The sequence below is a fragment of the Hymenobacter agri genome, assembly GCF_054778495.1.
In genome coordinates, this window is the sequence record NZ_BAAGZM010000250.1 from 1 (window position 1) to 5,845 (window position 5,845).

Consider the following 5,845-nt stretch of genomic DNA (forward strand, 5'->3'; position numbering starts at 1 on the left):
CGCCAGGCCGCCGTGCTGGCCCGGCTGACGGCGGCGGGCGCCCAATACCGGTTTTCGGCCACGGCCTTCGAGCCCTTCCGCGAGCTGGTGGGCAAGGACTACGGGCCGCTGTCGGCCACCGACGAAACCACGTTACGCAATGCTTTCCTGAACAACTTGATTGAGGAAAAGCCCGGCCAGACCACGGTGCTGAGCCTGCTCACTACCACGTCCGGCCACTCGGCCAGCCTGTACCGGCAGCTGGGCCACTTTCCCGGCGTCGTCATTTTCGACCGCCAGTACCTCACCAATACGCTCGTCAAAATCGTGAACCAGGAATTCACCTTCATCGCGTTCTGGACTTCGCTGCTGGTGTTCGCGGCCCTGCTGCTCTCCTACGGGCGCATCGAGCTGGCCCTCATTGCCTTCATTCCGATGGTGGTGGCCTGGATTTGGATTCTGGGTTTGATGGCGCTGCTGGGCCTCAAGTTCAACATTATCAACATCATTCTCTCCACGCTGGTGTTTGCGCTGGGCGACGACTACTGCATCTTCACCATGGATGGCATGCAGCATCAGTACGCCACCGGCGCGCGCGAAGCCGGCACCACCAGCCTGTCCATCCTACTCTCGGCCGTGACGACGGTGATTGGGCTGGGCACGCTGTTTTTTGCCCATCACCCGGCCCTGCGCTCCATGGCTTTCGTGTCGATTATCGGCATTCTGAGCGTGTGGCTGGTGTCGCAAACCTTGCAGCCCTACCTGTTTCACTGGGCCATCAGCCGGCCGGCGGCGCGCGGGCTGGGGCCCTACACGCTGTGGGGGCTGGCCAAGTCGACGTTCGCGTTTGCCTACTTCGTGCTCGGCGCGCTGCTGCTGAACGTGGCGGGCCTACTGCTGAAGCTGCTGCCGCTGCCCCGGGCCCGCAAGAAACTGTTCTACCACTGGCTGCTAAGCCGGTTCACGGGCTCGCTCATCAAGGTGATGCGCAACGTGCGCAAGATTTTCATCAACGAAACCGGCGAGGATTTCCGCCGGCCGGCCGTGGTTATCGCCAACCACCAGTCGTTTCTCGACATTCTGCTGCTGGTGATGCAGACGCCCAAGCTGGTGCTGCTGACGAATGACTGGGTCTGGAACTCGCCGTTTTTCGGGGCGGTAGTGCGCATGGCCGGCTACTACCCCGCCGCGCAAGGGGCCGCGGAAATCATGCCCAGTCTGCGGACGCAGGTGGCGGCGGGCTACTCCATCGTCATCTTCCCCGAGGGTACTCGCTCGGCCGACGGCCGCATCGGGCGCTTCCACAAGGGCGCGTTTTACCTGGCCGAGCAGCTGGGGCTCGACATCCTGCCCGTGCTCATCCACGGCAGCGGCGAAACCATGCGCAAAAACCGCTTCTATCTGAACGACGGACAGATGACGCTGAAATTCCTGCCTCGCATCGCGCCCGACGACGCCCGCTTCGGTATCGGCTACGCGGCGCGCACCAAGGGCATCAGCCGTTACTTCCGGGCCGAGTATGAACGGCTGGCGGCGGTGGCCGAAAGCCCGGGCTACTTCCACAACCGCCTCATTGGCAACTATCTCTACAAAGGCCCCGTGCTGGAGTGGTACGCCAAAGTGAAGGTGCGCATGGAAAACAGCTACCGTGTATTCGACGAGCTGCTGCCGTATCAGGGCCGCATTCTGGACGTGGGCTGCGGCTACGGCTTCATGGCCAACATGCTGGCCCTGACCGCCAAAACCCGCACCGTACGCGGCCTCGACTTCGACGAGGAGAAAACCGCCGTAGCCGCCCACGGCTACGTGAACGGCCCCAACATCGCCTTCGCCCCCGCTGATGCCCGCACCGCCGAGTTCGGCCCGCAGGAGGCCATTATTCTCAGCGACGTGCTGCACTACCTGCAACCCGCCGAGCAGGTGGCGCTACTGCAAAAGTGCGCCGCCAGCCTCTCCGACAACGGCGTGCTCGTGGTGCGCGACGGTTTCACGGAGCTGGCCGAACGGCACCGCGGCACCGTGCTCACGGAATGGTTTTCGACCCGGTTTTGTCAGTTCAACAAAACGGCGGAGGGCGGGCTGTCCTTCCTCTCGCAGCAGGTCATTATCGATTTCGCGGCCCGCAACAGCTTCGACGTGCGCATGCTCGACCAGACGCGCTACACTTCTAACCTGATATTTGTGTGCACGAAGCGGGCATGATGGCCGGGGTAGAGACGCAACATGTTGCGTCTCGGCGTTGAACGACCGGAACCGCGCCTTTCGCACAAACAGCTAAACAACATCAGCAACGACGAGACGCAACATGTTGTGTCTCTACCGCATTCAAAACTCCCTAAATGCCAGACCCCAAAACCGTCGTAATCATTGGCAGCGGCCTGGGCGGGCTCGTGTGCGGGGCCATCCTGAGCATGGAAGGCTACGCCGTGACCGTGCTGGAGCGCAACAAGCAGCACGGCGGCAACCTGCAATCCTTCGCCCGCGACAAGCACCTTTTCGACTCGGGCGTGCACTACATCGGCGGGCTAGAGCCGGGCCAGAACATGTACCGGATTTTCCAGTACCTGGGCATTATGGGCCGCCTGAAGCTGGAAAAGCTCGATGAGCGGGCTTTCGATAAGATTGTGTTGGCCGACGACCCGCGCACCTTCCGCTACGGGCAGGGCTACCCCAATTTCATCGAAGGGCTGGTGGCCGATTTCCCGGACGAGCGGCCGGCCATCGAGGCGTATTGCACCGAGATTCAGCGCATTTGCGCCGAGTTTCCGCTGTATAATCTGGACGAGCAGGAACAGGGGCCGCCCACCGGCGTCGACGCGCTGGCCCGCGACACTCAGCAGTTCATTGCCTCGCTCACTGAGAACCGCACGCTGCAAAACGTGCTGGGCGGCAACAACCCGCTCTATGCCGGCCTCAAAAATAAGACGCCGCTCTACGTGCACGCGCTGGTGCTCAACAGCTACATTCAGAGCGCCTATCGCATCGTGGACGGCGGCGGGCAGATTGCCAAGTTCCTGGCCGGCATTATCCGCCAGCACGGCGGCCAGCTGAAAAACCGCACCGAAGTCACGCGCATCGTGGCCGAGGGCAAGCAGGCGCAGTACGTGGAAACCGCCGACGGCACCCGCTACGCGGCCGACGTGTTCATCTCGAACGTGCACCCGGCCCAGACCTACGCCATGCTCGAAACCGACCTGGTGCGCCCGGCTTTCCGCCGCCGCGTGCTCAGCCTCGAAAACTCGCTCTCGGCGTTTGTACTGAATATCACGCTCAAGCCTAATGCTTTCCCTTACGAGCGCAGCAACTACTACTGCTACCTGAACGACGACGTGTGGACCAGCATGGACTACACCGACGCCACCTGGCCCCTCTCCTACTCGGTGTTTTTTTCGGGTACCTCGAAGAACCAGGGCTACGCCGAGGGCATCTCCATTCTGGCCTACATGCGGCTGGAAGACGTGGCCGAGTGGCAGCACACCTTCAATACCGCTAAGGAGCCCACCGAGCGCGGCGACGGCTACGCCGCGTTCAAGCAGCGCAAGGCCGAGGCCCTGCTCGACAAGGTGTACCTGCGCTTTCCGGAGCTGCGCGACGCCATAAGGAGCTACTACGCGGCCACGCCGCTCACTTTCCGCGACTACATGGGCACTTCCGACGGGGCCATCTACGGCATCGCTAAGGACTACACCGACCCGCTGCGCAGCTTCATTTCGCACCGCACCAAGCTCAGCAACCTGCTGCTTACGGGCCAGAACGTGAACATGCACGGCGTGCTGGGCGTGGCCATCAGCGCCCTCGTTACGTGCTCCGAACTGGTGGGGCTGCCGTATCTTTTACAGAAAATCAACGATGCGCAGAATTCTTAAATGGCTGACCGTGGGCACCCTGACGGTGCTGGCGCTGCTGGTGGGTACCGGCCTCTATCTGTATTCGCGGGCCGCGAGCCGGCATCCCGAAGTGCCGCCCACCGCGCTGCTGCACGTCGAGCGCCGCCAGATTGGCCCGCAGGCCTACGTGCTGGGCCCCAACTGGCTGCGCAAAAGCCGCAGCGGCTGGTGGGAAATGCACCTCGAAGGCCAGCCCTTCGAGCGCGGCCTCGTGAACGGCAAGCTGTGCCGCGAGCTGTGCGAGTACCAGGAACAGGCGTTTTTCGACCAGGTATGCCAGCTGGTGCCGTCGTCGTTCTACCGCCAGTTTCTCAAGTACCTCATTGCCTTTTTCAACCGCAACCTCGAAAACAGCCTGACCGAGGAGCAGCGCCTCGAAATCTACGGCGTGGCCCAGACGGCCTACCCCAAGTTCGACGAAATCGGCCCGGCCTACCCGCGCCTGATGAACTACCACGCGGCCCACGACATCGGCCACGCCCTGCAAAACCTGGCGCTGGTGGGCTGCTCGTCGTTTGCCACCTGGGGCGACAAATCGGCCGACGGCCAGCTGCTGATTGGCCGCAACTTCGACTTCTACGCCGGCGACAAATTCGCTGATAATAAAATCGTTGACTTCGTGACGCCCGCCCAGGGCCACCGCTTCGCCACGGTGAGCTGGTGCGGCATTTCGGGTGTAGTGTCGGGCATGAACATGGAAGGCCTGACCATCACGCTGAACGCGGCCAAGTCGGAGCTGCCCACGGGCGCGGCCACCCCCATTTCGCTGCTGGCCCGCGAGATTCTGCAATACGCCGGCACCATCGACGAAGCCGTGGCCATCGCCAAGAAGCGCCACACCTTCGTGGCCGAGTCGCTGCTCATCGGCTCGGCGGCCGACAACAAGGCCGTTGTTATCGAAAAAACGCCCGACTCGGTGGCCGTGTACGACCCCAACAACCGCGCCCTTATCTGCACCAATCACTACCAGAGCGCCGGCCTCGGCCACACCCCGCTCAACCAGCAGCAAATGCGCGAAAGCGCCTCGGTGTACCGCGAGCAGCGCATTGCCGAGCTGATGGCCGGTGCCGGGCCGCTTACGCCGGCCAAGGCCGCCGCCATTCTGCGCGACCAGGGCGGCTTGGGCGGCCGCAACATTGGCAACGGCAACGAGAAGGCTGTGAACCAGCTTATCTGCCACCACTCCGTGATTTTCCAGCCGGCCAAGCGCATCATCTGGCTGGCGGCTGCACCCTGGCAGTTGGGCCGCTACGTGGCCTACGACCTCAACAAGGTCTTCGCGATGAAGGGCCCGTTCACCGACCACGAGTTGGTGGAAGCTGACTCGATTCCGGCCGCGCCCTTCCTCCATTCGGCGGGCTACACCGATTTCGTAGCCTTCCGCGCCCTGGCCGCCCGCGTAAAAGCGCACGATGCCGCGGCCGACCCGCTGGAACTCATTCGCCTCAACCCCGAGTACTACCACGCCTACGTGCTGGCCGGCGATGCCCTGTTCCACGACCAGAAATTTGGCGAGGCCGAACGGGTGTACAAGCTGGGCCTCACCAAAGAAATTGCCTCCAAAGGAGAGGAAACGCACATTCGCCAGCAGCTGGCCAAGTGCGCCGAGAAGCTGAAAGGAGCTTAACCGTCATGCAGAGCGCAGCGAAGCATCTCGCGTGCCGCAGTAATTCAATCGTTCAACGAAGTGAGCGAGATGCCTCAGCTGCGCTCTGCATGACGTTCTTCCAACCCGTCCCATGATACTCGGCCTCGGCACCGACCTAGTTGACCCAGCCCGCCTGGCCACCAAGCTGGCGCGCAGCTCCGCGCTGCGCGCCAAAGTATTCGCGCCGGCCGAAATTGCCTACTGCGAGCAAATGGCCGAGCCGGCCCAGCACTACGCCGCCCGCTTCGCCGCCAAAGAAGCCCTGCTGAAAGCCTTGGGCCTGGGCCTGGCCGCCAGCTTTGACCTGCACGAGGCCGCCGTAGCGCACGAC

General features: G+C 62.9%; 4 protein-coding genes. All 4 read left to right on the plus strand.

Annotated elements, in window-relative coordinates:
- Positions 1–2,181 (plus strand): 1-acyl-sn-glycerol-3-phosphate acyltransferase (locus ACYVDE_RS12920; RefSeq protein ID WP_460501956.1); only part of this gene is annotated, 2,181 nt, incomplete at its 5' end.
- A 137-nt stretch (positions 2,182–2,318) separates the two neighbouring features.
- Positions 2,319–3,845, plus strand: coding sequence for a phytoene desaturase family protein (locus tag ACYVDE_RS12925; protein WP_460501957.1), 1,527 nt, complete (start codon positions 2,319–2,321; stop codon positions 3,843–3,845).
- Positions 3,829–5,493 (plus strand): C45 family peptidase, encoded by a 1,665-nt coding sequence (locus ACYVDE_RS12930; protein WP_460501958.1) that lies wholly within the window; start codon positions 3,829–3,831, stop codon positions 5,491–5,493. Before ACYVDE_RS12925 ends, ACYVDE_RS12930 begins: the two co-directional genes overlap by 17 nt.
- Positions 5,494–5,605: 112 nt before the next feature.
- Positions 5,606–5,845 (plus strand): 4'-phosphopantetheinyl transferase superfamily protein (locus ACYVDE_RS12935; RefSeq protein ID WP_460501959.1); only part of this gene is annotated, 240 nt, incomplete at its 3' end.